This is a genomic window from Lentzea waywayandensis (assembly GCF_900115955.1).
GTDB lineage: Bacteria > Actinomycetota > Actinomycetes > Mycobacteriales > Pseudonocardiaceae > Lentzea > Lentzea waywayandensis.
Map to the genome: position 1 here is coordinate 546,273 of NZ_FOYL01000002.1, position 23,768 is coordinate 570,040.

23 protein-coding genes are annotated in these 23,768 nt (G+C 70.6%); 12 read left to right on the forward strand and 11 right to left on the reverse strand.

The window, feature by feature from the left end:
- Positions 1-388: 388 nt before the first annotated feature.
- Positions 389-1,180 carry an ANTAR domain-containing response regulator gene (locus BM417_RS07410; protein WP_093589088.1) on the forward strand — a complete coding sequence of 264 codons (792 nt, stop codon included), beginning with the start codon at positions 389-391 and terminating at the stop codon, positions 1,178-1,180.
- On the opposite strand, the gene BM417_RS07415 is transcribed toward BM417_RS07410, so the two are convergent.
- On the reverse strand, positions 1,116-2,129 hold the full coding sequence (locus tag BM417_RS07415) for a hypothetical protein (protein ID WP_218164381.1): 1,014 nt from the start codon (positions 2,127-2,129) through the stop codon (positions 1,116-1,118). The two genes, BM417_RS07410 and BM417_RS07415, sit on opposite strands and share 65 nt — an antisense overlap.
- Before the next feature lie 77 nt (positions 2,130-2,206).
- Between BM417_RS07415 and BM417_RS07420 the strand changes: the two genes are divergently transcribed.
- Genes BM417_RS07420 through BM417_RS07430 form a run of 3 tightly spaced genes read left to right on the forward strand, consistent with a single transcriptional unit; the run spans position 2,207 to position 5,195 of the window.
- Entirely contained in the window at positions 2,207-2,677 is a 471-nt protein-coding gene (locus tag BM417_RS07420) for a (2Fe-2S)-binding protein (RefSeq protein ID WP_093589093.1), read from the forward strand.
- A complete protein-coding gene (locus BM417_RS07425; RefSeq protein ID WP_093589096.1) occupies positions 2,674-4,701 on the forward strand; it encodes a xanthine dehydrogenase family protein molybdopterin-binding subunit in 2,028 nt (675 codons plus the stop codon). The genes BM417_RS07420 and BM417_RS07425 overlap by 4 nt, the downstream gene beginning before the upstream one ends.
- Positions 4,702-4,727: 26 nt before the next feature.
- The gene (locus BM417_RS07430; RefSeq protein WP_093589099.1) at positions 4,728-5,195 is read left to right on the forward strand and encodes a MarR family winged helix-turn-helix transcriptional regulator; all 468 of its coding nucleotides are present in this window, start codon (positions 4,728-4,730) and stop codon (positions 5,193-5,195) included.
- A gap of 78 nt (positions 5,196-5,273) precedes the next feature.
- Here BM417_RS07430 and BM417_RS07435 read toward each other — a convergent pair whose 3' ends face one another.
- Positions 5,274-6,308, reverse strand: coding sequence for a LacI family DNA-binding transcriptional regulator (locus BM417_RS07435; protein WP_093589102.1), 1,035 nt, complete (start codon positions 6,306-6,308; stop codon positions 5,274-5,276).
- Between the two features lie 202 nt (positions 6,309-6,510).
- Here BM417_RS07435 and BM417_RS07440 point away from each other — a divergent pair, with 202 nt between their 5' ends.
- From BM417_RS07440 to BM417_RS07455, 4 genes are read left to right on the forward strand one after another with little or no spacing between them, the layout of a single operon-like run.
- Positions 6,511-7,767: an ABC transporter substrate-binding protein gene (locus BM417_RS07440; protein ID WP_093589105.1), complete on the forward strand. Its 1,257-nt coding sequence runs from the start codon at positions 6,511-6,513 to the stop codon at positions 7,765-7,767.
- A gap of 9 nt (positions 7,768-7,776) precedes the next feature.
- On the forward strand, positions 7,777-8,697 hold the full coding sequence (locus BM417_RS07445) for a carbohydrate ABC transporter permease (RefSeq protein ID WP_093589108.1): 921 nt from the start codon (positions 7,777-7,779) through the stop codon (positions 8,695-8,697).
- 4 nt (positions 8,698-8,701) lie between these two features.
- The gene (locus tag BM417_RS07450; RefSeq protein ID WP_093589111.1) at positions 8,702-9,589 is read left to right on the forward strand and encodes a carbohydrate ABC transporter permease; all 888 of its coding nucleotides are present in this window, start codon (positions 8,702-8,704) and stop codon (positions 9,587-9,589) included.
- Positions 9,590-9,607: 18 nt separating this feature from the next.
- Positions 9,608-10,957, forward strand: coding sequence for a GH1 family beta-glucosidase (locus tag BM417_RS07455; protein ID WP_093589114.1), 1,350 nt, complete (start codon positions 9,608-9,610; stop codon positions 10,955-10,957).
- On the opposite strand, the gene BM417_RS07460 is transcribed toward BM417_RS07455, so the two are convergent.
- The 3 genes from BM417_RS07460 to BM417_RS49100 form a co-directional block, all read right to left on the reverse strand.
- Positions 10,935-12,302: an alpha/beta hydrolase gene (locus BM417_RS07460; protein WP_093589117.1), complete on the reverse strand. Its 1,368-nt coding sequence runs from the start codon at positions 12,300-12,302 to the stop codon at positions 10,935-10,937. The two genes, BM417_RS07455 and BM417_RS07460, sit on opposite strands and share 23 nt — an antisense overlap.
- A 62-nt stretch (positions 12,303-12,364) precedes the next feature.
- Positions 12,365-13,837: a phytoene desaturase family protein gene (gene crtI / locus BM417_RS49095; protein ID WP_093590865.1), complete on the reverse strand. Its 1,473-nt coding sequence runs from the start codon at positions 13,835-13,837 to the stop codon at positions 12,365-12,367.
- 17 nt (positions 13,838-13,854) lie between these two features.
- On the reverse strand, positions 13,855-14,931 hold the full coding sequence (locus tag BM417_RS49100; RefSeq protein ID WP_093589120.1) for a polyprenyl synthetase family protein: 1,077 nt from the start codon (positions 14,929-14,931) through the stop codon (positions 13,855-13,857).
- A gap of 142 nt (positions 14,932-15,073) precedes the next feature.
- On the opposite strand from BM417_RS49100, the gene BM417_RS07475 reads away from it, so the two are divergent.
- The 4 genes from BM417_RS07475 to BM417_RS07490 all read left to right on the forward strand — a co-directional run bounded on the left by BM417_RS07475 (position 15,074) and on the right by BM417_RS07490 (position 18,204).
- Positions 15,074-16,000: a phytoene/squalene synthase family protein gene (locus tag BM417_RS07475; protein WP_093589123.1), complete on the forward strand. Its 927-nt coding sequence runs from the start codon at positions 15,074-15,076 to the stop codon at positions 15,998-16,000.
- Between the two features lie 13 nt (positions 16,001-16,013).
- On the forward strand, positions 16,014-16,976 hold the full coding sequence (locus tag BM417_RS07480; protein ID WP_093589125.1) for a DUF5914 domain-containing protein: 963 nt from the start codon (positions 16,014-16,016) through the stop codon (positions 16,974-16,976).
- Between the two features lie 77 nt (positions 16,977-17,053).
- Positions 17,054-17,341: a WhiB family transcriptional regulator gene (locus tag BM417_RS07485; protein WP_093589128.1), complete on the forward strand. Its 288-nt coding sequence runs from the start codon at positions 17,054-17,056 to the stop codon at positions 17,339-17,341.
- The gene (locus BM417_RS07490) at positions 17,338-18,204 is read left to right on the forward strand and encodes a MerR family transcriptional regulator (protein WP_093589131.1); all 867 of its coding nucleotides are present in this window, start codon (positions 17,338-17,340) and stop codon (positions 18,202-18,204) included. The genes BM417_RS07485 and BM417_RS07490 overlap by 4 nt, the downstream gene beginning before the upstream one ends.
- A gap of 69 nt (positions 18,205-18,273) precedes the next feature.
- Here BM417_RS07490 and BM417_RS07495 read toward each other — a convergent pair whose 3' ends face one another.
- The 6 genes from BM417_RS07495 to BM417_RS07520 are packed head-to-tail and all read right to left on the reverse strand — an operon-like array spanning position 18,274 to position 23,759.
- On the reverse strand, positions 18,274-19,719 hold the full coding sequence (locus BM417_RS07495; RefSeq protein ID WP_093589134.1) for a cryptochrome/photolyase family protein: 1,446 nt from the start codon (positions 19,717-19,719) through the stop codon (positions 18,274-18,276).
- Complete coding sequence (locus BM417_RS07500) at positions 19,716-20,927, reverse strand: NAD(P)/FAD-dependent oxidoreductase (protein ID WP_245821760.1); 1,212 nt, start codon at positions 20,925-20,927, stop codon at positions 19,716-19,718. Before BM417_RS07500 ends, BM417_RS07495 begins: the two co-directional genes overlap by 4 nt.
- Positions 20,924-22,447, reverse strand: coding sequence for an FAD-dependent oxidoreductase (locus BM417_RS07505; RefSeq protein ID WP_093589137.1), 1,524 nt, complete (start codon positions 22,445-22,447; stop codon positions 20,924-20,926). The genes BM417_RS07500 and BM417_RS07505 overlap by 4 nt, the downstream gene beginning before the upstream one ends.
- The gene (locus tag BM417_RS07510) at positions 22,444-23,136 is read right to left on the reverse strand and encodes a class I SAM-dependent methyltransferase (RefSeq protein WP_093589140.1); all 693 of its coding nucleotides are present in this window, start codon (positions 23,134-23,136) and stop codon (positions 22,444-22,446) included. The genes BM417_RS07505 and BM417_RS07510 overlap by 4 nt, the downstream gene beginning before the upstream one ends.
- Positions 23,123-23,440: a lycopene cyclase domain-containing protein gene (locus BM417_RS07515; protein ID WP_093589143.1), complete on the reverse strand. Its 318-nt coding sequence runs from the start codon at positions 23,438-23,440 to the stop codon at positions 23,123-23,125. The genes BM417_RS07510 and BM417_RS07515 overlap by 14 nt, the downstream gene beginning before the upstream one ends.
- Positions 23,433-23,759, reverse strand: coding sequence for a lycopene cyclase domain-containing protein (locus tag BM417_RS07520; protein ID WP_093589146.1), 327 nt, complete (start codon positions 23,757-23,759; stop codon positions 23,433-23,435). The genes BM417_RS07515 and BM417_RS07520 overlap by 8 nt, the downstream gene beginning before the upstream one ends.
- Positions 23,760-23,768: the final 9 nt, after the last annotated feature.

Consider the following 23,768-nt stretch of genomic DNA (forward strand, 5'->3'; position numbering starts at 1 on the left):
AGTACGCGGCAGGACCGTTGGAGCCCAACGAGGTCGACGTCCGCGTGACGCACGGCGGCATCTGCCACACCGACCTGGCCGCGATCGACGACGAATGGGTCTGGCCCGATTCCCGGCCGTGGCCGGACACCGGGTGGCCCGCACCGTGTGAGCACGGCACCGGCGGGGTACCGAGTAGACGCCGAACACGCGCGTGTTCGCACGGAGGACCGCCTTCGGGTGGTCCGGCCGCGCCGGCGCCGGGAAGTTGAACACTCCAGCGACCCGCCGCCGGCCCGGTTCCAGCGTGCCGGTCGCGGACCCCGCGTCGCCCGTGGCCGTACGATGCGCTGAACGTGCGTCAAGCAGCCGGCGCCGTGGACTCCGCAGAGGCAGAAGGGGCCGCGGCATGGCGGACTACGCGCAATCACGTTCGGTGAGGCCGGTCGACGGCGAACGTCCCGATCCGGTGGAACGCCTGGACGAGACCACCGAGGCGCTGACGCAGCTGCACGACGCGTTCACCGGCGAGGAGTCGCTCGAGGACGCGTTGCAGCGGGTCGCGGAGACCGCGGCCAGGGCCGTGCCCGACGCCGACGCCGTGACCGTTTCCGTGGTGACCGACGAACGGCCGCACACGGCGGCCGCCACGGACCAGCGGCTCGTCGAACTCGACCAGAAGCAGTACGGCTCCGGTCGCGGGCCGTGCCTGGAGTCGGCGCTCAACCTGAAGCCCGTGCGGGCGGTGATCGGCGAGCACCGCGATTCGTGGCCCGAGTTCGAGGCCGCGGCCGAGAACGCCGGTGTGCGCGCCTATCTGTCGGTGCCGGTCGTGTTGCCGGCGTCGGACGACTCCGAAGCGCGGCACATCGGCACGCTCAACATCTACAGCTACACGGCGGCGGCCTTCGACCCGTTCGACGAAGGCCTCATGCGGCTGTTCACCACGGCCGCGTCCGCCACGATCACCAGCGCCCAGCGATGGCAGCACTCGCAGGGCCAGGTCCAGCAGTTGGAGCGGGCACTGGGGTCGCGTGCCGTGATCGACCAGGCCAAAGGCGTGCTGATGGCGGTGCACACGTGCAGCGCGGATGATGCGTTCGCGCTGCTCGTGGCGGAGTCGCAGCGCCTGAACGTCAAGCTCCGCGACGTCGCGGCGAAGCTGCTCGAGTCGGTGACGCAGCCGGACGAGCCAGCCTGACGCCCGCCCAGATCAGCACGGCGAGCACCCCCACCAGCAGGTACTCGATCAACGGGATCCGCACGACCTCGTCGATCCTGCCGAGCCCTCGCCAGGAGTAGACGGCGAGGGCGGCGACCACGAACGTGCCTCCGATCCACCACCGCGTCGCGGCGCTGAGGCCGATGCCGTGCATCTGGGTGAGCACGAAGATCGCCACGAACCCGAAGAAGAACATCGGCCACATCCCGTTCGGGCCGGAGTTCATCACGGCGACGAGCGTGCCGTGCACGGCCACGAGCAGCTCCAGGGTCAGCGTCCACCAGCGGTTCGTGTGGGATGTCGTGAACATCAGACTGCTCTGCACGAGCAGCAGGAACATGTAGAAGAACCCGATGAGGTGCCCACTCGAGGACTCCATCGGGTGGTACCAGAACGTGTAGATCGCGGCCCAGCTGAACAGGTAGCCGTGGTAGCGGCGGGCGAACGCGACGACCTGCGCGGAGATCGGCGCGGACCAGGTGAGCACGAGGCCGCGGCGGCGGTTCTCCATCAGCAGGACGACCACGAGCAGCAGGACGACGGAGCCCTGCGAGCTGAAGATGGAGACGTCCTGGGCGAGGCCGTCGTAGAACACCTGCGTCTGCAGGGCGTGCAGGCCGATGAACGCGCCGTTGGCGGCGAGGGCGACGACGTTGAGGCGGTGCAGGCCGGTGGTGTAGCGCCGGACTCTGGTCTGCGCGTAGTAGATCAGGCCCCACGAGACGAGTTGGTGCGCCGCGTAGCCCAGCCAGGCGGACGCCCTGGTCCAGAAGGTCGGGTCCGGCAGCTTCCAGTAGTACCAAGAGGCTCCCTGGTCGGGCAGCAACGTGACGCCGTGCAGCCGCTGGCCCAGCACCCACACCAGGCCGGTGAGCAGCGCGCTCGCCACCACACCCCACACCAGAACACCCCGACCGGTCCGTCGCATATCGTTCAGCATGCTGAGCATTATGCAGTGCCGACCGTGATACGTTCAGCGCACTGAGCAAATCAGGAGGCAGCGCGGTGGCCCGATATCTGTTGCGCGTCAACGGTGAACGGCACGAGGTGGACGTCGAGGGCGACACTCCCCTGCTGTGGGTGTTGCGGGACGAACTGGGGTTGACAGGGGTCAAGTACGGGTGCGGGGTCGGCCTGTGCGGCGCCTGCACGTCCCATGTGGACGGTCAGGCCGCGCGGCCCTGCGTGCGCACGGCGGCCGACAGCGCGCAGACCCGGATCACGACGATCGAGGGGCTGTCGCGCGACGGGGACCACCCGGTGCAGCGGGCGTGGCGGGAGCTCGACGTGGCGCAGTGCGGCTACTGCCAGCCCGGCCAGGTCATGGCCGCGGCCGCGCTGCTCGCCCGCGATCCGGATCCCGACGACGCGGCGATCGACAAGGCTCTGCGCGACAACGTGTGCCGTTGCGGCACCTATCCCCGCATCCGCGCCGCCGTGCGCCGCGCGAGCCGGATCATGCGGGAGGAACGATGATCAGCAGGCGGACGTTGTTGCGCGGCGCGGGAGCCGGTGCGCTGGTCGTCGCGGTGCCGGTGCCCGCGCTGGCCGCCGAGGGCCTCGTGCCGAACGTCTTCGTGCGGCTGGACGGCGCGGGCCGGATCACCGCGACCGCGCCCCGACCGGAGACCGGTCAGGGCGTGCGGACCGTGGTCGCGCTGATGGTCGCCGAGGAACTGGCGGTCGAGGCCGGCGACATCACGCTGGAGCAGGCGCCCGGCGACACCGAACGCTTCGGCTCGCAGACCATCAACAACTCGACCTCGGTGCGGCAGCTCGCCACCCCGATCCGCACGGCCGCCGCGACCGCGCGCTGCCTCCTCGTCACCGCCGCCGCGCAACGCTGGCGCGTGCCGGTCAGCGAGTGCACGGCGAAGGACGGAGCCGTGTGCCATCCGCGCCGGGGCCGGCTGCCGTATCGGGCGCTCGTGCGCGGCGCGGCCGCCCTCGATCCCGCCACAGTGCCCGTCGAGCTCACACCGCCGGAGAAGTGGCGGCTGCTGGGCAGGACCCGTGGCGGGCGGGTCGACGCCCGCGACGCCGTCACCGGTCGCACCCGGTACGGCATCGACTCCCGCCCACCCGGTGGCATGGTCGCGGTCGTGGCCCGCCCGCCGTGGATCGGCGCTGTTCCCGACACGATCGACGACACCGCGACCCGAGCGATGCCGGGAGTGGTCGACGTCCTGACGCTCACCGCCCCGGCCGAGGGCCAGGGTGGTGTCGCGGTGATCGCCCGGTCGACCCACCAGGCGTTGCGCGGCCGTGACGCGCTGCGGATCACCTGGCGCGGCGGCACCCCCGCCGCGGACAGCCGCGCGTGGCTCGCCGATCTGCACTCGGCGCTGCCCGCCCAGAGTCCGATCACCGGCCTGCAGCGCGTCTATCAGATGCCGTTGCTCGCGCACGCGCCGATGGAACCGATGAACGCCACCGCGCACGTCCGTCCGGATGGCGTGACCATCTGGGCGCCGACGCAGGATCCCGGCGGGCTGCGCACCCAGTTGGCACGTCAGCTCGGCCTGCCCACCACGGCGGTGCGGGTGGAGACGGCGGCGTCCGGCGGCGCGTTCGGGCGTCGCGTCGAGCCTGATCCGGTGCTGGAGGCGGTGGCCTGCTCACGTCGTGCGGGCGCCCCCGTCCAGGTGTTGTGGACGCGTGCCGACGACATGCGCCACGACTCCTACCGGCCGATGTCGGTGCACCGGATGTCCGCGGAGATCGGCGCCGACGGCCTGCCCGTCCGCAGGGCTCACGAGGTCGTCACCTGGCCGCTGACCGTGCTGCCCATCTTCAACAACCCCGCCCTGATCAAGGCGAGCGGCGACCACTTCCCCTACACCGTGCCGGGCGACGTCACGGTCACCGTGCGGCCCGCGCCGCTGCGCACCGGGTTCTGGCGGTCCGTGTACTCGGGGCAGTTCCTCTACGCCGAGGAGAACTTCCTGAGCGAGATCGGCACGAGGGCCGGCCTCGACCAGGTCGCGTTGCGCCGCAAGCTGCTGCCCGCGGGCTCGCGGCTGCACAAGGTGCTCGACACCGTCGCCGGCCGTGCCGGCTGGACCAGGCCGCCCGCGCCCGGCACGTCACGGGGCGTGGCCTGCCTGGAGGAATACGGTTCCGCGATCGCGGTGATCGCGATCGCCGAGCCGGGATCGCGCCGGGTGCTGCGCGTGCACGCGGCGGTGGATGTCGGCGTGGCGCTGCACCCGTCCGGAGTCCGCGCCCAGGTGGAAGGTTGCGTGGCCGACGCACTGTCCACTGTGCTCGGTGCGCAGATCACCGTCCGGGAAGGACACGTCGCGGAGTCGTCGTTCGGTGACTACCGGTGGGCGCGGATCGACCAGACACCCGACATCGACGTCACCATCGTGCCGTCGAACGCCCCGCTGGGCGGCCTCGGCGAGCTCCCCTACCCACCGGCCGCCTCGGCGATCGCGGCGGCGCTCGCGGGCGACACGCCGGTGACGGGCATGCCGTTCGGGACCGACGTGGGGTGATCGGGCGGGTCTGGGATGATGGCGCCGTGGCCGAAGGAGACGAGCCGGCGGTGCCAGACCGCCCGGACCAGGTGGACGTCGACTCCTGGCCGACCGGCAGGCTCCTGTCGGTCGCGGCGCGCGTGGTCGAGAAGCGCTTCGAGGACTTCCTGGCGAGCCGCGGCCTCACCCACGCGGGCATGATCACCCTGCACCACCTCGCCGACGGACCGCGTTCCCAGCGCGAGCTCGCCGTGCTGTGCCGGGTCACCGACCAGACCATGAGCCGCACCATCGAGCACCTCGACCGCGGCGGTCACGTCGTGCGCAGCCAGGACCAGCAGGACCGCAGGCGCACGTCGGTGAAGATCACCCCGGCCGGTCGCCGTGCCCTCGCCGCCGCCCGTCGCGAGGAACGCGAGTCCGACACGCTGCTCGGCGCCGTGGACGACTACGAGCACTTCCGGCAGCAGCTGATCGCACTCATCGCGGCCGCCACGTCCACAAGGGACTAGGCCGGTGCCGAAGCCGGGCACGGCTGTCGCGGACCAGACTTCGACACAGCCACTGAGCCGCGCTCCACAGGTCGCGGACTAACGCGCTCCGCAGGAGTCCCTGACGACCAGCTGGGTCGGCAGCACCACGGGCTCCTCGCGGCCCGCACCGGTGATCATCGCCATGATCGTCTTCGCCGCCGCCACCCCGAACCCCGGCTTGTCCTGCGCCACCGTCGTCAGCGCCGGATCGACCACCGAGGCGATCTCGATGTCGTCGAACCCGACGAGCGCCAGGTCCTGGGGCACGCGCAGGCCGGCGGCACGGGCGGCGAGCAGCGCGCCGACCGCCATCTCGTCGCTGGCCGCGAAGACGGCGGTGGGCGGCTCGTCCAACGCCAGAAGCCGGTGCGTGGCAGCGGTTCCGCTCGCCCGGTAGAAGTCACCGGCCACCACGTACTCGTCGCGCGGCTCGACGCCCGCCTCCCGCAACGCCTTGCGGTAGCCCGAAACACGAGCCTCGGACGGCTGGTTGCCCGGCGGACCAGTGATCGTGGCGATCCGGGAATGGCCCAGACCCACGAGGTGGCGGACGGCCGACAGCGCGCCGCCCTCGTTGTCCGAAGTCACGTAGGTGGCCCGGGGACCGTCGACGGCGACGTCCAGCGCGACGCACGGAACTCCGGACTGCGCAAAGGCTTCGAACGCCTCGGCGTCCGAGCCGCTGTCGATCAGGACCAGCCCGCCGAGGTGGTGGCGGCGGGTCATGTTCACGTAACCGACCGGGTCCGCGAGTGACGCGCCGACCTCGCGGGCGTCGCCGCTGGTGGCGAGCATCAGCAGGTGGTAGCCGTGCGCGCTGAGCGCGGACTTCAGCCCTATCAACAGGTCCTGGAGGTAAGGGTGCCGCCAGCCGGGCCGGCGGTGGTCGGTGTCCCAGACCAGGCCGATCATCGTCGACTGCTTCGTCGACAACGCCCGCGCGGACTCGTTGGGCCGGTAGTCCAGCTCTTTCGCGACGCGCAGCACGCGTTCACGCGTTTCTTCGTTCACCGTTTCCGGCTGGTTGAAGACGCGCGACACCGTCGCCACGGACACGCCGCAGAGCTGGGCGATCTCTCGCCCGGTCGCCATCGGACCTCCCGATTTACCGTAAGCGGTTACATAGACCCTACGAGCAGCACTTCCCCTAGTCAAACGGGTGCGGAAGTTGATCTGTTTATCATCTCGTTACTTGACGGACACCGCGTAACACCGCTGTCATTGGCGCCACACACCTTCTCGAAGAAGCACTTCTCTGCTTCAGCGCGCCCAAAAACCAACGGAGGCCTGGAAAATGCGCCCCAAAGCACTCGTCCTCGGCTGCGCCGCCCTGGCGACGGCCGTGGTGCTCAGCGGTTGCGGCAGCGACACCGCGTCCGGTGGCAAGACGAAGCTGACCATCGGGTTGTTCGGCAACTTCGGGTACGCCGAGCTGCTCAAGGAGTACGCGAGCACGCACCCGGACGTCGAGATCACCGACCGCACCGCCTCCTACTCCGACCACCACAAGAACCTCGCCGCGCACCTCGCCACCAGCAGCGGCGCCGCGGACATCGAGGCGGTCGACACGGGGTACATCAACCAGTTCAAGGCCACGCCGGACAAGTTCGTCGACTTCAACACGAAGGGCGGCGGCGAGCTCAAGGACCGTTGGCTGGCCTGGAAGTGGGAGGCGTCGCTCAGCAAGGACGGCAAGCAGATCGGCTACGGCACCGACATCGGCGGCCTGGCCATCTGCTACCGCCGCGACCTGCTCCAGAACGCCGGGCTGCCCGCCGACCGCGACCAGGTCGCGGCGCTGTGGCCGACCTGGCAGGACTTCATGGCCGCGGGCAAGACGTTCCAGGCCAAGGCACCCGAGGGCGTCAAGTGGTTCGACGGCGGCCCGACCGTGCTCAACGCGATCGTCGGCCAGGCCTCCACCGGCTACTACGACAAGACCGACAAGATCGTCGTGGGTGACAACAAGGAGATCAAGGCGGGCTGGGACCTCGTCGTCGACGGCGTGCAGTCCGGCCTGTCGTCGAAGCTCCTGTACTCCACACCGGTCTGGAACACCGGGTTCAAGCAGGGCCAGTTCGCCACGGTGACCTGCCCGGCCTGGCAGATGGCCAAGATCAAGGACCAGGCGGGACCGGAGGCCGCGGGCAAGTGGGACGTCACCTCCGTACCCGGCGGTGGCGGCAACTGGGGCGGTTCGTACCTCACGGTTCCCAAGGCCGGCAAGAACGTCGACAAGGCCGTGGAGCTGGCGGCGTGGCTGACCGCGCCCGAGCAGCAGGCCAAGGTGTTCAAGAGCGCCGGGCTGCTGCCGTCGATCCCGAAGCTGTACGACGACCCGTCGATCGTCGACTACAAGAACCCGTACTTCAACGACGCGCCGATCGGCAAGCTCTTCACCGACGCGGCCAAGAAGCTCAACCCGCAGTACCAGGGACCGAAGGCGGGCGACATCCAGACCGCGATCGGCAACGCGATGCAGCGCGTCGAACAGGGCAAGCAGAACGGCGAGGACTCGTGGCGCCAGTTCGTCGGCGACGTCCAGAAGTGACGAGCTGACATGGTCCTGATCGACAAGACGGCCCGAAGGCACCGGTGGGACACCAGGTTCGCGCCGTACGGGTACGTGGCGCCGTACTTCCTGATCTTCGGTGTCTTCGGGCTGTTCCCCCTGCTCTACACCGTCTGGGTCTCGCTGCAGGACCGCAACCTGCTCGAGTCCGACGCGGCGAGCCTCGTGTGGTTCGACAACTACGCGAAGCTGATGGCGGACCCGTACTTCTGGAACGCCATGGGCAACACGCTCAGCCTGTGGTTGCTGACGACGGTGCCGCAGATCCTGTTCGCGCTCTTCATCGCGCAGCTGCTCAACCGCAAGGTCCGCACCCGCACGCTGTTCCGGATGGGCGTCATCCTGCCGAACATCACCTCGGTGGCGGCGGTGACGATCATCTTCGCGCAGCTGTTCGGCCGGGACTTCGGCCTGATCAACTGGGTGCTGGACCTGTTCGGCGCCGGGAACATCGACTGGCAGGCGGGCACGGCCACCTCGCACATCGCGATCGCCGTGATGGTGGTGTGGCGCTGGACCGGCTACCACGCGCTGATCTTCCTGGCGTCCATGCAGGCGATCCCGTCGACGTTGTACGAGGCGGCCACGCTGGACGGAGCGAACGGGCGGCAGCAGTTCTGGCGGATCACGGTGCCGTTGCTGCGACCGCAGATCATCTTCTCCACGATCATCGCGACCACCGGCAACATGCGGCTGCTCGCCGAACCGCTGCTGTTCAACCCCGGCGCCGCGGCCGCGACCGGCGGCTCGGACCGGCAGTTCCAGACCGCCGCGCTGTACCTGTACGAGCAGGGCTTCACGAACTACGACTTCGGCTACAGCTCGGCGATCGCGGTCGTGCTGGCGATCGCCACGGTCATCGTCGCCGGTCTCGGCTACCTGGTGACCAAACGGATCCGGACGGAGTGACCCCATGACCGCAGTGCTGGAACGCCCCGCGCCGGTGCGGCCCGCCGGCCCCTCGACGAGGGCGCGCAGGCTGGCCCGGCGCGTGGCCGGGCCGTGGACGTACGCCGCCCTGATCGCGATCCTGGCCGGGTCGGCCTTCCCGGTGTACTGGTCGTTCGTGGTGTCCTCGCAGACACCGGACGCGATCGACAGCGTGCCGCCGGTCCTGGTGCCGGGCGGCCACCTCTTCGAGAACATCGCACGCGTCTTCGACACCACCGACTTCGCGCTGGCGCTGATGAACTCGATCGTGGTGGCGGGCACGGTGACCGTCTCGGTGGTGCTGTTCTCCACGCTGGCCGGTTTCGCGTTCGCCAAGTTGAAGTTCCGCGGCCGCAACGTGTTGCTGCTGCTCATCATCGGCACGCAGGCGATCCCGACCGAGCTCGGGATCATCCCGCTCTACATGATGATGAGCGAGTTCGGCTGGGCCGGCGAGATCCACGCCGTGATCGTGCCGGGGCTCGTGACCGCGTTCGGCGTGTTCTTCATGCGGCAGTACTTCGAGCGGGCGATCCCGGACGAGCTGCTGGAGGCGGGCCGGATGGACGGCTGCCACTCGCTGCGGCTGTTCTGGCACGTCGCGCTGCCCGCGGCGCGTCCTGCCGCGGCGGTGCTCGGGTTGTTCACGTTCATGCAGGCGTGGAACGACTTCTTCTGGCCGCTGGTGGTGCTGGTGCCGGAGAACCCGACCGTGCAGACCGCTCTGTCCACTTTGGCCAGCGGCTACACCACGGACTACACGCTGGTGCTGACCGCCGCGACGATCGGCACGGTCCCCGTGCTGGCCGTGTTCCTGTTGTTCGGCCGCCAGATCGTCGGCGGCATCATGTCGGGTGCCGTCAAGGGCTGATCTTCTTTGGAGACTGTTGTGAGTTTTCCAGCCGGCTTCCGCTGGGGCGTGGCGACCTCGGCCTTTCAGATCGAAGGGGCGGCCCGCCTCGACGGCCGCGGTCCGTCCATCTGGGACACCTTCGCGCAGGTGCCCGGTGCCGTCGCGTCCGGTGACACCGGTGACGTGGCGGCGGACCACTACCACCGCTGGGCCGAGGACGTGCGGCTGCTCGTCGACCTCGGCGTGGACGCGTACCGGTTCTCGGTGTCGTGGTCGCGGATCCTGCCGGAGGGCAGCGGACGGATCGAGCAGCGCGGCCTCGACTTCTACCGGCGGCTGGTGGAGGCGTTGCTGGACAACGGGATCGAGCCCTTCCTGACGCTGTACCACTGGGATCTGCCGCAGGCGCTGGAGGACCAGGGCGGATGGCGAAACCGCGACGTCGCGCACCGGTTCGCCGACTACGCCGCCCTGGTGCACGAGGCGCTCGGTGACGTCGTCACGAAGTGGACCACGCTGAACGAGCCGTACTGCTCGTCGGTCGTGGGCTACGGCGAAGGTCGCCACGCGCCTGGCGCCCGCGAAGGTCACGGCGCGCTGGCTGCGGCACACCACCTGCTGCTCGGTCACGGGCTCGCGGTGCAGGCCATGCGCGCCAACGGTTCCGGCGGCGAGTTCGGCATCGTGCTGAACCAGTCCCCCACCGTGCCGGTCAGCGACTCCCCCGCCGACGTCGCCGCGGCCGGTCGTCAGGACTGCCTGTTGCGGCGGCAGTTCACCGACCCGCTGTTCGGCTCGGCGTACCCGGACGAGATGACGTCGATGTTCGGCGAGATCAGCGACTTCTCGTTCCGGCACGACGGTGACCTGGCGATCATCGGCGAGCCGCTGGACTACGTCGGCCTCAACTACTACTACCGGCTGCACGTGGCCGACGCGCCGCACCGCGAACCCGACCCGGCCAAGCGCACGGCCCACGACATCGGCGTCGACACGACCCAGCTGCCGGACGTCCCGCGCACCGGCATGGGCTGGCCGGTCGAACCCGCCGGTCTCACGACCGCGCTCACGGACCTCAAGGCACGCCACCCCCACCTGCCGCCCGTCTACGTCACGGAGAACGGCTGCGTCTACCCGGACTCGGAGGGGTTCGAGGACACCGAGCGCATCTCCTACCTGCGCGACCACATCGCGGCGGCCCAAGCCGCGGAGGTGGATCTGCGCGGCTACTTCTGCTGGTCACTGCTCGACAACTTCGAGTGGGCGCACGGCTACAAGCACCGGTTCGGGCTGGTGCACGTCGACTACCAGACGCTGCAACGCACACCGCGCGCCAGCTACCACTGGTACCGCTCGTTCATCACTACGGCACGGCAGGACAACTGACCGCAGGAGTCTTCAGGTCGAGCAGGTAGTCGTCCACCCCGCCGCGCGTGCAGGCGCTGCGGGGATAGGCGATGTGGCCCCAGCCCTCGTAGGTCAGCAACGCGGTGTTGCGCGGCGCCTGTCGTTTGATGTTGACCGCCCACGCGTACGGGGTCGTCGGGTCGTACTTGGCGTTGAGGACCAGGATCTTCGGCGCGTCGGCGATGTCGAGGCGGTGGGGCGGGCTGGCGGGCGGTCCGGGAACACCGATGCACGCGGTGGCCTCGTCGTGGCCGAGGAAGCTGCCGCGCATGATCGGCGAACGGCGCAGCTCCTCGGCCCGCAGCCGCTGGTACTCCTGGAAGTTCCTGATGCGCAACGAGAAGTCCTGGCAGACCGTGGCCAGCCGGACCGACTCGTAGTTGGGTTCGAAGGCCTGCGTCCGCAGCGTCTGAACCGCGATCAGGTCGGCGGCCCAGAGCCAGTCCGGGCCGCGCAGGGCGAAGTACATGTGGTCGAGCAGGCCCTGCCGTCCTCCCGGTTCGCCGTCGGCGCGGACGAGTGCCGCCTCCCAGGCCGCTCTCACGTCCTGACCGTGCAGGACGCAGTCGGCCGTGCGATCGCACCAGCTCGCGAACTCCCGGAACGCGTCGTCGGCGGCGGCCGCACGGTCTCCCACGAACCGCCGGGCGTCCACGCTGTGGTCCACCACGCTGTCGAGGACCATCGCGCGCACCTTGCCGCCGAACTTCTCCGCGTACATCTGCCCGTACACCGTGCCGTACGACAGCCCGAAGTAGCTGATCTTCCGCTCGCCCAGCGCCCGCCGGGCCGCGTCCACGTCCTGGGCGACGGCGGCGCTGTCGGCGTGGTCGAAGATCGGCCCGCTGCGCTCACGGCACTTCGCCAGCACGTTCTTGTTGTGCTGGAGCAGCGCGGCGAACCCGGCCTCGTCCTCCGGATAGATCGACGGCTGCCCGTCCATGAGGTCGGCGCACCGCAACGCCAGGCTGTTCCCGGTGCCCCGCGAGTCGATGCCGACGATGTCGAACCGGGCGCGGACCTCCGGACTGAACAGACCAGAGAGCGCGAACTCCGCCGCCGATCCCCCGGGACCGCCGGGGTCGACCATCAGCACGCCCAGCCGCCGCGCCGGGTCGGTGGCCCGGTGCCGCCCCAGCGCGAGGTCGATGCGCTCACCCCGGGGTTTCTTCCAGTCCAGCGGCACGCTGAGCGTTCCGCACTCGCCGTCGGGGTTGTCCGGGCAGGGCGCCCAGGCGATCGACGACGCCGGTCCGGCGTGCGCCGCACCTCCGGTGACCACCAGCACCACCGCGGCGACGGATGCCGCCAATGCCCGCCTCATCGTTCGCACGACGCCCCCTCCAGCCTTGCCCGGAGTGGATCACCCTACGAGAGAAAGCGCTCTCACGGTTGCTCCGGACGCCGGAGTCGTTCGGCGGCCAGCCGTCCGGAGATCAGCACCGGCGGGATGCCGACACCGGGTGTGGTGCCACTGCCCGCCAGCACGACGTTGCCGTCCCGGAACGGCAGGTTGCGCGGCCGGAACGGGCCGGTCTGGCCGAACGTGTGCGCGGCGGAGAACGGCGTGCCGGCGGCCTGGCCGTCGCGCGCCCAGTCGTCCGGTGTCACCACGGCGAGCGGTTCGGCGTCGACGATGAGCTTGCGCGCCGACATCTCGTCGACGAGCTCCTCGGCGTACCGGTGCGCCAGCGCGTCCCAGCGCAGCGGAGCGGCGTCGAGGTTCGGGCACGGCGCCAGGAGGTACTGGAGGTGCCTGCCCTCCGGCGCGAGCGCGGGATCGGTGAGGGTGGGCGTGGTGAGCAGCAGCGACGGGTCGCTCATCAGCTTTCCCTGCCGGATGATCTCGTCGAACGTGCCGTTCCACTTGTCGCCGAAGGAGATCGTGTGGTGGGCGAGGTCGTCCGCCACCCGGCCGGCGCTGAGGTGCACGACCACCGCGGACGGCGACCAGCGCAACGGCCGGATCCGGCGCGGTCGGCCGCGCAGCAGCCGGGTGCTCTGGGCGGGTCCGGTGGCGAGTACGACGGCGTCGCAAGGGAATCGGGTGTCGGCCGTGCGCACTGCGGTCACCCGGTGACCGCTCCGTTCGAGCTCCTCGGCCTCCACGCCGTAGTGGAACCGCACGCCTGCGTCGGCAGCGGCATCCGCCATGGCCTGCGGGACAGCGCGCATGCCGCCGCGTGGGAACCACACACCGGCAATGGTGTCCATGTAGGCGATGACGGCGTAAGCGGCGAGAGCGTCTTTCGGTGCGACACCGGCGTAGAGCGCCTGGAACGTGAACACGCGCCGGAGCCGGTCGTCGCGCAGGAACCGCCCCACCGCCTTCGCGAGCGAGCCGAAGCCGCCGAGCCGGGCGAGTGCGACCAGGTCGGGGCCCGCGAGGTCGAGCGGAGAGTCGAAGCTCGCGCCGATGAACCTGTCCCGTTCGACCTCGTAGAGCCTCGTCAGCCACGCTCGCAGATCGCGGTATCCCTGCGCCTCCCGGTCTCCCGCGAAGTCGCGCACCGCCTGTTCCATGCGGTCCGCGTCGGTGTGCACGTCCAGCGCCGTGCCGTCGTGGAACGTCGCGCGGTAGGCGGGCCGCAACGGCAGCAGCTCCAGGTGGTCCTCACGCTTCCGGCCCACCGCGGCGAACGCGTCGTCCAGCAGTTCCGGCATGGTGAGGACGGTCGGGCCGGTGTCGATCCGGTGGCCGCCGACGTCGAGACGGCCCGCGAGCCCGCCCGGATGCGGCTTTCCTTCGAGGACCGTCACCTCGTGCCCCGCACCGCGCAGGTGCAGTGCCGCCGACAGCCCCGAGAGTCCCGCGCCGACCACGACCACACGGTCCGTACAGCCTTTCACCACGTGCACCACTGCGTTCCCCCTGCTCAGGTCGTTCGTGCCACGGCGCGGCCGGCGAGGCGCACCAGCTCGTGACGCGCTTCGTCGTCGATGGCCGCGCGTTCCAGCGCCGCGATCCCCGACACGGCAAGCCTCTCGATGTGCTCCTCCACCGCGGCGACGGCTCCGAGTTCCACCAGCAAAGCGCACACGTCGCGGACGGTCCGCTCGCTGACGGTCCCGCTCTCCAGGCAGCGCCGGAGCACCCGTTGCGCGGCAGGCCTGCCCTGTGCGCGAGACAGCGCGATGGCCATCAGCGGCGTCCTCTTGCCCTCCCGCAGGTCCTCGCCCACCGGCTTCCCGGTGACCGACGGGTCTCCGAACACACCCATCAGGTCGTCCCGCAGCTGGAAGGCGACGCCGATGTCGTGGCCGTACGCGCGCAGACAGCCGACGACGTCGTCGTCGGCCCCCGCGAGGGCGGCTCCGAGATGCAGCGGCCGTTCCACGGTGTACGCGGCGGTCTTCAGCGCGGCCACCCGCACGGCGTGCTCCAGCGACTCCTCCCGTCGCGCGACGGCCAGCAGGTCGAGGTGCTGTCCCATGATCATCTCGGTGCGCATCGCCTGCCACGGCCCCCAGGCGCGGCTCAGCGCCTCGGCGGGAAGGCCGGCGGTCACGAGCGCGTCGTCTGCCCAGGCCAGCGCGAGGTCTCCGACCAGGATCGCGGCCGAGTCGCCGTACCGGCGAGCGCTCGCGGCCCACCGTTCCCGCCGGTGCAGCGCGGCGAAGGACTCGTGCGTCGACGGCCTGCCCCGCCTGGTCGCCGAGCGGTCCATCACGTCGTCGTGCACCAGTGCGCAACACTGCAGCAGTTCCAGTGCCACCATCGCCCGCACCACGGCGTCCACCGGCGGCGCTCCTCCTGCCGCACGCCATCCCCACCAGGCGAACGTGGGCCTGATCCTCTTGCCACCGGCCAGGACCAGCCCACGCAGCTCGGCGCTGAGCTCGGTGGCGAGGTCCTGTCGTGCGTGCAGGAACTCGTGCAGTGCTTCGTCGAGCAGGGCGTGGAAGTCGTCCACCCGCGACGTGCGAGCGTCCACGCTGGTCAGCAGCGACATCGGCGTTCCTCGGAAGTCGGCGTGAGTTCGATCCTCCGAGCTAAGCAGCGCGGTGAGGGGTCCGCATGATGAGTGCGGTCGTTGTGCGGAAGGCAATTCGCGGACTTAGCGTGGAGGAACCTCCTCCGCGAAAGGACCCCTGATGTCGGCTGAGCGCGAACTGGATGCCGCGGGCGTCACCGCTCCGGCGTTGCGCGACGCGTACCGGCGCTGCCGTGAGCTCAACGCACAGCACGGCCGCACCTATTACCTGGCAACGAGGATGCTCAGCGCGGAGCAACGTCCCGCCGTCCACGCGCTGTACGGGTTCGCCCGGTGGGTGGACGACGTCGTCGACGACGTCCACAGTGGAGTCGACGAGAAGAACGCCGCGCTCGGCGCGATCGACGGTCGCCTTCAGGTCGCGTTGCGGGACGGGACGACGGACGACCCGGTGCTGGCGGCGCTGATGGACACCGTGCATCGCTACGACATCCCTGTTCAGCACTTTCAGGACTTCATGGCGTCGATGCGGATGGACCTCACGGTCACCGGCTACGCCACCTACTCCGACCTCGAACGCTACGTGCACGGGTCCGCCGCCGTGATCGGCCTGCAGGTGCTGCCGGTGCTCGGCACCAGCACGTCGCGGGAGGAGGCCGAACCGGCCGCCGCGGCGCTCGGTGTCGCCTTCCAGCTCACCAACTTCATCCGCGACGTCGGCGAGGACCTCGACCGCGGCCGGGTGTACCTGCCCGCCGACGAGCTCGCGGCGTTCGGCGTCGACCGGGAACGCCTGCTGCACGCGCGTGCGCAGGGAAGAGCCGACCAGCAGGTGCGGGCCGCCCTGCGGGACCAGGTGCGCAGGGCGCGCCAGGTCTACGAGCGGGCCTGGCCGGGCATCGGCATGCTCGCGCCGCGGTCGCGGCCCTGCGTGCTCACCGCCTACCGGCTGTACGGCCGCATTCTCGACCTCGTCGAGGGCGCGGACTGCGACGTGCTGTCGCGCCGCGTCGTCGTGTCCAACGGCAGGCGGCTCGCGGTCGCCCTGCCCGCGCTGGCGAGGGCGGTGTTCGCCCGTGCGGCCTGATGAGAGGAAGTCGATGCGCGACCGGATTCCGTTGCGGATCTACTCGAGTCCTCCGTGGCGGATGCAACGGCCGACGTGGCAGGACGCCAAGCCCACGCTGATCGAGGCCGCGCTCAAGCGCGCGACCGCGCGTCCGTCCGGCAACTGGTTCGTCGCGGGTGCCGGCAGGGACGTCGTGAAGGGCAAGCCGTGCGGCCGCACCATCGCGGGCCGGGAGGTCGTGCTCTGGCGCGGGCCACACGACAAGCTCATGGCGGGGTCCGGCTCGTGTCCGCACCTCGGTGCTCCGCTGTGCGATGGCGCCGTGGCCGAGGGCAAGCTGATCTGCCGCTGGCACGGCCTCGCCCTCGACGGCACGCGGTTCGGCGCGTGGACGCCGTTCCCCGCGCACGACGACGGAGTGCTGGTGTGGGTCCGGCTGGACGAGGCGGGCGGAGAGGAGCCGCTGGACGCTCCCGTGCTTCCCGAAAGGCCGCCGGCGGGGTCGATCGACGCGGTGGCCACGCTCATCGGCCGCTGCGACCCCGAGGACGTCGTCGCCAACCGGCTCGACCCCTGGCACGGCGCGTGGTTCCACCCCTACTCGTTCGCGAACCTGCACGTCCTCGAAACCCCCACGGAGGCGGACGACCGGTTCCTGGTCGAGGTCACCTTCCGCGTCGCCGGACGGGTCGGCGTGCCGGTCATCGCCGCCTTCACCTGCCCGGAACCGCGGACGGTCGTGATGCACATCGTCGAGGGGGAAGGCCAGGGCAGCGTCGTCGAGACGCACGCGACGCCCGTCCGCGCCGGCCGGACCGCCGTGGTGGAGGCGACCATCGCGCACTCGGACCGTCGCGGCTTCGCGCTGGCCAGGCCCGCGGCGGGAGCGTTGCGGCCGGTCATGCGCTGGGCGGCCGCACGGTTGTGGCGCGACGACCTCGACTACGCCGAACGCCGGTACGCACTGCGTCAGGCGGGCCGATTCCCCGACTGAGCCCCCCGAGTTGCGTCGTTTCTGAGTCGATTTTACGATAGGCTCCCATCGAGGGTCGACTCCAGAGGACGTGCGCCATGCCCGAACTGTCCCGCCTGCCCCAGCCAGTCGCGGAGTCGTGGGACTGGCAGCTCGCCGGCCTGTGCCGCGGCATGGACAGCGCCTACTTCTTCCACACGCCCAACGAGAGGGGCTCGGCACGGGACAAACGCGAGGCGGCGGCGAAGGCCGTCTGCCAGCGCTGCCCGGTCATGGAAAAATGCCGTTCGCACGCGCTGGAGGTCCAGGAGACCTTCGGCATCTGGGGTGGACTCGGGGAGAGTGAGTTGAGGGCGATGCTCGCGAAACGTGCCCGTAGGACGTGACCTACACACCGCGCGCGGTGGCGGGGATGCTCGGCGTCGCCCCGACCACGCTCAGGACGTGGGACCAGCGCTACGGACTGGGTCCCTCCATCCGCACCGACGGCGGCCACCGCCGTTACGAGGAGGCGGACGTCGATGTGCTGCGCAGAATGGTGGTGCTGACCGGTCAGGGCGTGTCGGCGTCCGCCGCGGCCTTGCTGGCGCGCCAGAAACCGGCGATCCGCCCCAGCCTCCCGCTCTCCCCGCTCGGCTCCGAGGACGCTGCCTCGGCCCGGCGGAGTTTCCTGGCCGCGGCGAAACGCCTCGACGAACCGATGATGTCCGACCTCGCCGAGAGGCTCATCACCGACCACGGCGTCGTCTCCGCCTGGGAGACCGTGTTCGTCCCGGCGCTCGTGGAACTCGGCGAACTGGTCGCCGACACCGGGCAGGGAGTCGAGATCGAGCACCTCGCCAGCGGAAGCGTGCTGTTCGCCCTGCGGGGGATCCCTCGTGCGAGCAGTCCCGGGGTGCTCTCCGCGCTGCTGTCGTGCGCACCCGACGAACAACACTGGCTGCCGCTCGAGGCGCTCGGCGCGGCATTGTCCGAACAGGGCCGCATGTGGCGCAACCTAGGAGCACGGGTGCCCGCCGACGCCCTGTACGACGCGGTGACCCGCCTGCGGCCCGCGGTCGCGCTGGTCTGGGCGCACCGGCCCGAACTGGCGCTCCGGGTGCCGCTGGAGGAACTGGGAGCGCGACCGGGCACGGTGCTCGCCGTCGCGGGCGCCGGGTGGAACGGTCTGGAGCTGCCGCCGTTCGTGCACCGGCCGGCCACGCTGACCGAGGCGATCCGGCTGATCGTGGACCGCACCAGTCCTTAGTGGCGTGACTCGGAACTTTGGCGTGAACTCACGCTCTGCAGGGTGCCTCGCGGCACCGTCCCCGCGCCACTAGAACACCTCGCGGTCGCGTTCCCGCACACGCACCTCGTCCAGTTCCGCGATGCGACGCAGCCCCTGCACGGCCCGCGCCATGCGGTGGTTCCCGCTCACCTGCTCCTCGTGCCGGTCGAGCCACGCCCAGTACCCCGCGGTGAACGGACACGCGCGTTCGCCCGTGCGCCGCTTCGGGTCGAACCAGCACGTGCCGCAGTGGTCCGTCATCCGGTTGAGGTAGGCGCCGCCGCTCAGGTACGGCTTGGTCGCGATCACGCCGCCGTCCGCGTGCTGGCTCATCCCGATGACGTTGACCGGCATCACCCACGGGAAGCCGTCCACGAAGGACGTGACGAACCAGTCGTTGAGCGCGGCGGGGTCGTAACCGCGTTGCAGCGCATGGTTTCCCAGCACCATCAGCCGTTGGATGTGGTGCACCCAGCCGTGGTCGCGGACGCCTTCCAGCGCGGTCCGCAGGCACGCCGCGCGCACCATCGCCGGGCGCAGCTCCGCCCACCACGACGGCAGCGCGGCGGTCGCGCGGAAGTCGTTGCGCCGCCCGTACTCCGGGCCGAGGTGCCAGTACAGGTGCCACACGTACTCACGCCAGCCGAGCACCTGCCGGACGAACCCCTCGACGCTCGCGAGGGGCGCGGCACCGTCGCGGTAGGCGTCCTCCGCGGCGTAGACGACCTCCAGCGGGTGCAGGAGTCCGTGGTTGAGCGGCACCGACAGCAGTGAGTGCGCCATCGTCCAGTCCTTGGTCAGGACGGCGTCCTCGTGCGGGCCGAAGTGCGGAAGGCGGTCGCGCAGGAAGACCTCCAACGCGGTGAGCGCCTCCTCCCGCGTGATGGCGAAGCGGCGCGGGCCGTCCCTGCCCACAGCGGGCAGGTCCATCGCGTCGAGGTCGGCGCGCACCTGCCTGTCGATGTCGTCCTCTTCGGGCCACCAGGGCGCCGGAACGTCGAGCCGCCCGCGTTTCGGCGGGGGTTCGCGGTTCTCGGTGTCGAAGTTCCACCGGCCGCCCACCGGAACGTCGCCCTCCATCAGCACGTCGAAGCGGGTGCGCTGGTAGTGGTAGAAGTCCTCCATCAGGAACCGCTCGCGCGGCCCCGCCCACGCGGTGAACTCCTCACGGGACAAGGCGAACGCGGGCGTGGGCTGCACTTCCACGCCGAGTTCGGTCAGCATCCTCCGCGCGGCGACCGAACCCGGCTGGTAGGCGACCAGTGGGCGGTCCAGCTCGCGGATGGCTTCGCCGTAGGTGTTCGCGCGCACGAGCGTGATGCGATCGGGGTACTCGGCGGCGAGATGACGCATGCCGGACAGCACCAGGTGCAGCTTCTGCCGGTGGTACGGCTTGCGGCGCAACGCCGCGGCCGACTCGATCAGCACGATCTCGTCGTGGCCGGAGTGGAACTGCGGTCCGAGCTGGTCGCCGAACAGCAGCAACGTCGTCACTGATCACCACGCAGGTCGGCCAGCACGGCGTGCGCGGCTCTGCGTCCCGAGTGGAGTGCTCCCTGGATCGAGCTGGTGTCGCGGTGATCACCGCACACGTACCGGCGGCCGCCCGCGCGAACGGACTTCTTCAGCCGGTGCGGCGCCGTCATCGCGGGGATCGCCTGTGGGACGTCGTACCGCCGCAGCACCTCCCACCGGCTGGTGTCCGTGCCGTACAAGCGATCCAGGTGCGCTCGGACGGCCTGTTCGTCGGCATCGCCGAGCACCGAGGCCTGCACCAGTGGAGCGTGCGGCGAGTACGGGCGCGACACCTCCGACATCACCGCCGTGTTCACGACCGGGCCACCGCCGGCGTCGACGACCAGGCAGCCGTCGCGCAGCGGCGACCGGGGCGGCCGGAAGTACCACGTGGTCACGCCGTTCCAGCGGGGTTCGGCCAGTCCCGGCAGCAGGCGGGCCGCGGTCGTGACGTCCGTCGCCACCACCACGGCGTCGGCGGCGATCCGGCCGCCCTCCTCCAGGTCCACGCCGTTGTCGTGCACGGCCCGCACAGCGGTCTCCAGCTTGACGGCGTCTCTCGGCAGCCGTTCCGCCATCGCCTTCGGCAGCTCCCCCATGCCGAGCGCGGGCACCGCGGCGCCGCCTCGGGCGAAACTGCGCCACACCAGGTGGAAGAACCTCGACGACGTCCTGAGCTCGCGTTCCAGGAACACGCCGGACAGAAACGGCCGGAACACCGCCTTGACCGCTCGGTCGGACACACCCAGCCGCCGCAGCTCGTCGCAAGTCGTGCGGTCCTGCGCGGTGAGCAACGGCCGCACCAGACCGAAGGCGTCCGGGCCGGAGAACCGGGCGATCGCCGCCACGTCCCGCACGCCCAGGACGTGCTGGCGCAGGAATCCGTCCCACGCGGACGGCCCGCTGCGCGGATCGGCGAGCAGGTCGTGCCGGCCGTCGTCGTGCACGAACGCTCCTGGCCTGAAGTGTCGCAACGGCAACGGATCGAGCCCGAGCCGCTCCAGTTCGGGATAGGCGGGCAGCATGATCTGGAAACCCCGGTCGAACCGCACGCCGTCCTCGACGTCGGTCCGCACGCGGCCACCTACCTCGTCCCCCGCCTCCAGCACGGTGACCTCGACGCCCGCCGCTTCGAGCTCGAGCGCGGCACTCAGGCCCGCCAGACCGGCTCCCACCACGACGATCACAGCGTCCTCCAGCGTCGGGCGACCGAGCGCAGCAGCGGCACGCGGCCCTCGGTCGGCACGGTCCACAGCTCGGTGCCCGCGACGCCCCAGCGGCCCAGCAGGTGGTTGGCGGCGGCAAACCCCGTGGTGGCCGCGCGTTCCATGAGTGCGACGGGCAGGTCGATGCGCACGAGATCGCCCGCGACCACCAGGAAGTCGTCCGGTGTCCGCACTCCCGGCCGGTTCGCGTAGCCACCCGCGGGGAACAGCGGGCAGTCCTCGCGCAGCTCGTGCCGTTCGTCGACCACCCCTGCCCGTTTGGTCTCCGGGTACACCTCGGTGAGCTGCTCCCAGAGCCGGGCGCGCGCGGACCGTTCGTCCACATCGGACGGAAGCGCGTACCCGTGCAGTTCCACCACGGAACCACCCGTCCGTGCCGCCCACGCCCGTGCCTCGTGCTCGTAGTGGTCGAGAACGCTGATGTTGTCCAGCAGGTCGTGACCGCCGGTGCCGAGGAAGCCGGGCCGATCCGGGTCCACGGGCGTGTCCAGCCAGTACCTCGACACGAGGAACCGGGGCGCGGTGCGCAGCCCGCCGACCTTCTCGCGCCACGCGGCGTCGCCGAGCGTGGGCGACTCGCCGACGAGTGCCCGCAGTCCCCGGACGTCCGCGGCGAGCACCACGGCGTCCGCCTCGATCGCCCCGTCGCCGATGGTGACGGAGAACCGCTTCTGCTCGCCCGGCCGCACGGACCTGACCTCGACACCTGTGCACACCGTCGCGCCCAGCAGGGCGAGGTGACGCCGGAGCGGTTCCCACAGCCCGTGCGGGAACGGGTCCGCGGCCACGTCGAACAGCAGCCCCTCGCCGGAGCCGAGGAAGTAGATGTGGAACATCACCGCGAGCTCCGCGGCCGACATGCGGGTGGGGTGGGCGAAGAAGCTGCGGGAGAACACCTCGAAGGCGAGGGCGTGCGCGGCCTCCGGGAAGCGGATGCGGTCCAGGTAGGTCGCGGCGTCGATGCCGTCGAGCTCCTCGTACACTCGCGGCACCGACACGTCGAGCAACGACAGCGCGGCTCGCGCGTTCACGTCGGGCAGGTCGCGCCAGCGGAACGTGGGGCTGCTGCGGAGGAAGGCCAGTGCGTTCCACGGCACGGCCGTCGGGAGGTTCGCGAAGCCGTCCCGATGGCCCGAAGCGTGTTGCAACGGGTAGTCCGGCAGTCCGACGAGGGCGCGTCCCGCCGGGTCGACGCGCTTGAGCAGGGCTCGAAGGTTGTAGTACTGCCGGAAGAACGCGTGGAAGCCGCGCGTCATGGTGGCGTCGCTGCCGTCCGCGAGCCTGGTGCTCCAGCCGCCGACACGCCCGCCGAGGTAGTTCTCCCGTTCGCACAGCACGACCTGCGCCCCGCGTTCGGCGAGCAGGGTCGCCGCGGAGAGCCCGGCGATGCCACCGCCCACGACGGCGACCACGGGGGCGTCCCCTTCGAACTGCGCACGCCCGGCCGGTGCCGGGATCCGCACGGCCCTGCGATCCCTCACCGCTGCACCTGTTCCGGCACGTGCCCGCGGAAGGTGTGCACCACGCCGAGCTGAAGGCCCGGCACCGGCGCGCTGCGCACCCCGACGAAGTCGTTGCGCCGCAAGCGGTCCCGCAGCGCCGTCGCCCCGTCGAAGTCCATCACGCTGCGCCACAGGTACGTGTAGAGCGAGCGGTCGCCGGTGGCCAGCCAGCCCGCCGGAACGATGAACCCGCACAGCACCGTCCACAGTGCCGTGCTGAGCAGTGAGTCGCGCACCGAATATTCGTGCAGCACCAGCGTTCCACCGGGTTTCAGCATGGTCCGGATCCGGCTCAGCGTCGCGTCCGGCTCGGGCAGGTTGCGCACGAGGTAGGCGGCGAACACCGCGTCGAACGGCCCCTCGTCCACGTCCTCGGCCCGGCTGTGCACGAACCTCACCGTGTCCGGCCAGCGCTTCTCCCGCGCCCGCTCGATCATGCCCGCCGAGGCGTCGACGGCGACGATCTCCACGCCGGGCGCGGCGGCCACCAGAGCGGCCGTGGAAGCGCCCGTGCCGCAGCCGAGGTCGAGCACCCGCATTCCAGGGCGCAGGCCGAGCGCTCTCGCGGAACGGCGCAGCGCCTGGTGATAGCCGGGATTGAGCCCGACGAGGAAGTCGTACCCACGCGCCGCGCGGTCGAACTTCGCCGGCACCTCAAGCTTGTTCACGCGCCACCCTTCCCCGTTCCCACAGCAACAACACAGCGGTGACCATGGCGAACCCGTAGAGGAAGTCCTCGATCGGGATGTCCCAAGGCACCCGCACCCCGCTGATCGCCCAGTCCGCGTACAGCACGACAGGCGCGTCGAGCTTCGTCAGCCATCCGTCCACCGGCACCTGGAACCCGAGCACGATCACCATCGTGATCCAGTAGGCGGGCCGGGCGAACAACCCCGTGCGCAGCAAGCAGAACTCCAGCAGCAGCACCACGACGACCGCCGCCATCGCGGCGAGCGAGTACTCCTCAACCATCACGCAACCAACGTTCCGAACGCCCGCGCACGGCCTCGTAGGTCAGCACCGCGCAGAGCGGGATCGCCAGGAAGAACAGGACTTCCTCGATCGGCAGCACCCCGCCGATCAGCACACCCGTCGTCGCCTCGGGGTGAAAGCTCCAGTGCCCGCGCAGGATGGCGACGACATCCCAGACCGCCAGGACGAGCAACACAGGTGCGATGGCGCGCACCAGGTCGGGAGCACGGCGGTAGACGCCACGTCCCATCCACTCCAGCGGCACCGTGATGAGCACGCACACGCCCAGCACCAACAGGTATTCGTACTGGCTTCGCATCACCGACCT

Coding starts and splice junctions, on each gene's coding strand:
- BM417_RS07410 (WP_093589088.1), top strand. CDS start 389: ATGGCGGACTACGCGCAATCACGTTCGGTGAGGCCGGTCGACGGCGAA.
- BM417_RS07415 (WP_218164381.1), bottom strand. CDS start 2,129: ATGCGACGGACCGGTCGGGGTGTTCTGGTGTGGGGTGTGGTGGCGAGC.
- BM417_RS07425 (WP_093589096.1), top strand. CDS start 2,674: ATGATCAGCAGGCGGACGTTGTTGCGCGGCGCGGGAGCCGGTGCGCTG.
- BM417_RS07435 (WP_093589102.1), bottom strand. CDS start 6,308: ATGGCGACCGGGCGAGAGATCGCCCAGCTCTGCGGCGTGTCCGTGGCG.
- BM417_RS07440 (WP_093589105.1), top strand. CDS start 6,511: ATGCGCCCCAAAGCACTCGTCCTCGGCTGCGCCGCCCTGGCGACGGCC.
- BM417_RS07445 (WP_093589108.1), top strand. CDS start 7,777: ATGGTCCTGATCGACAAGACGGCCCGAAGGCACCGGTGGGACACCAGG.
- BM417_RS07450 (WP_093589111.1), top strand. CDS start 8,702: ATGACCGCAGTGCTGGAACGCCCCGCGCCGGTGCGGCCCGCCGGCCCC.
- BM417_RS07460 (WP_093589117.1), bottom strand. CDS start 12,302: ATGAGGCGGGCATTGGCGGCATCCGTCGCCGCGGTGGTGCTGGTGGTC.
- BM417_RS49100 (WP_093589120.1), bottom strand. CDS start 14,931: ATGTCGCTGCTGACCAGCGTGGACGCTCGCACGTCGCGGGTGGACGAC.
- BM417_RS07475 (WP_093589123.1), top strand. CDS start 15,074: ATGTCGGCTGAGCGCGAACTGGATGCCGCGGGCGTCACCGCTCCGGCG.
- BM417_RS07480 (WP_093589125.1), top strand. CDS start 16,014: ATGCGCGACCGGATTCCGTTGCGGATCTACTCGAGTCCTCCGTGGCGG.
- BM417_RS07485 (WP_093589128.1), top strand. CDS start 17,054: ATGCCCGAACTGTCCCGCCTGCCCCAGCCAGTCGCGGAGTCGTGGGAC.
- BM417_RS07515 (WP_093589143.1), bottom strand. CDS start 23,440: ATGGTTGAGGAGTACTCGCTCGCCGCGATGGCGGCGGTCGTCGTGGTG.
- BM417_RS07520 (WP_093589146.1), bottom strand. CDS start 23,759: ATGCGAAGCCAGTACGAATACCTGTTGGTGCTGGGCGTGTGCGTGCTC.